Annotated in this window: 1 protein-coding gene; it reads left to right on the top strand. The window is 37.6% G+C overall.

From position 1 onward, the window contains the following. The first annotated feature begins 673 nt into the window (after positions 1-673). Positions 674-1,621, top strand: a complete 948-nt coding sequence (locus J8L97_RS22855; protein ID WP_211053018.1) for a helix-turn-helix domain-containing GNAT family N-acetyltransferase — start codon at positions 674-676, stop codon at positions 1,619-1,621. Positions 1,622-1,710: the final 89 nt, after the last annotated feature.

The raw sequence follows: 1,710 nt of genomic DNA, 5'->3' as shown, positions 1-1,710 counted from the left end.
GTTTAGGCCATTAAGGTAATCGCTAGATAACCAATACATCATGGTTTGGCGGGTTAGCCGTGCCTTTTGGGCGCGTATAAGTTCAGTTTTTTATATTTTTGAGCTTATAGTGCATGTAGTTAATTCGATTTTGCTACCTAAGCGATATTTCAGGTTGAACATTGCCAGCTTATTGGTTTTAGTTTTTTGAATGGGTGTCAATGTCCGTTTGTATATGGTGTTTTTTTGTGAATCAATGTGTTTTTAAAGTTAATAAAAGGTGACTTTTGAATAAGTAGGTTGATTCATTACTTTCATCATACGAGCAATTAAATATGAATAACGTGGATATTCATTCTGCTTAGCCCACAAATAGCTTAATGATCCACGTTTCACTTCGCTGTTCATATGTGTACGTGGCGTATACGGGCTAGACGTCTTAAATGAAGGCTCAAACCCTACGACTGAATATCTTTACTACCTTTCACAAATCTAGCCATAAAAATAGCTCAATGCGCCGTACCTCATGTTTATGCGAGTTATACGCCTTAGATGAAGGCTCAAACTCTTCGACTGAATATCTTTATTACCTTTCACTGCAAATTCAGCCATAAAAATAGCTTGATAGAAAATTCATTTGACAGGCTCTCACACTTGTAACTAATATATATGTAACTAGTTACGGAGTTTTACCATGAAGCCATATAATGAGTTAGGGCATGTTGCTTTAGGGACCACCTTAAGACACCTTGCCACACAAGTATCCAAAGATGCAGAAAACACCTATAAGCAATTTGGCTTTGAGATCGAACCTAAATGGTTTCCTGTCTTTTATGTGCTTGCATCAACTGGAGCTGATTCGGTCGTGAATATAGCGAAGAAAATAAGTCATTCTCATGTATCGGTCAGTAAGATTATTAAAGAAATGAAAGTTGCTGATTTAATTGACAGTTATAAATCTAATGAGGACTCCCGTATCACCTTGGTGATGTTGAATGAGAGGGCACTCGCTATGCTTCCTGCAATGCAAAACCAATGTGAAGCGATTGATTTTGCGATGAAGCAGCTCACAGAGGAAACGGGAATTGATCTGTGGCAAGCATTAACGGTCATTGATAGGCATTTAAGGTTCCGTCCAATAAGTTCAAGAGTGAATGAAAATAAAGCCGACATTCATATTGTAGATTACGCACCAAAATATCAGAACGCTTTCAAAGCGTTAAATGTTGAGTGGATCAGCCAATATTGGACGTTAGAAGAACCAGATTATAATGCATTAAATGATCCTGAGGGTTATATATTAAATCAATCAGGCGCTATTCTCATTGCATTGGATAAAGGGAGAGCTGTTGGTTGTTGCGCCCTGATAAAAATCGATAATAATAACTATGAGCTTGCAAAAATGGCTGTATCGCCAGACGTTCAAGGTAAAGGTGTTGGTTTACTTTTAGGTAAGAAAATCATCGAAAGAGCAATTTTGATGAAGGTAAAGCGCCTTTACTTAGAAAGTAATACAGTATTGGTGCCGGCACTTAAGCTTTATGAAAAGTTAGGTTTTAAACCCATAGAGGGCGCAGTGTCACCGTACGAGAGATGCAATGTACAAATGGAGCTCCATTTATCTGATGTGAAACCTAAATAAACGAAATAGGGAAATTGAATACTCCGGGTAGTAAGACACAAAATAGAACATAAACAGATGAAAAGGCATTTAAAAAGCACGTGTCAGAG

Source organism: Pseudoalteromonas sp. MMG012 (assembly GCF_018100875.1).
Taxonomy (GTDB): domain Bacteria; phylum Pseudomonadota; class Gammaproteobacteria; order Enterobacterales; family Alteromonadaceae; genus Pseudoalteromonas; species Pseudoalteromonas aurantia.
This window is presented reverse-complemented; position numbering and strand designations above follow the sequence as displayed.

Coding starts and splice junctions, on each gene's coding strand:
- J8L97_RS22855 (WP_211053018.1), top strand. CDS start 674: ATGAAGCCATATAATGAGTTAGGGCATGTTGCTTTAGGGACCACCTTA.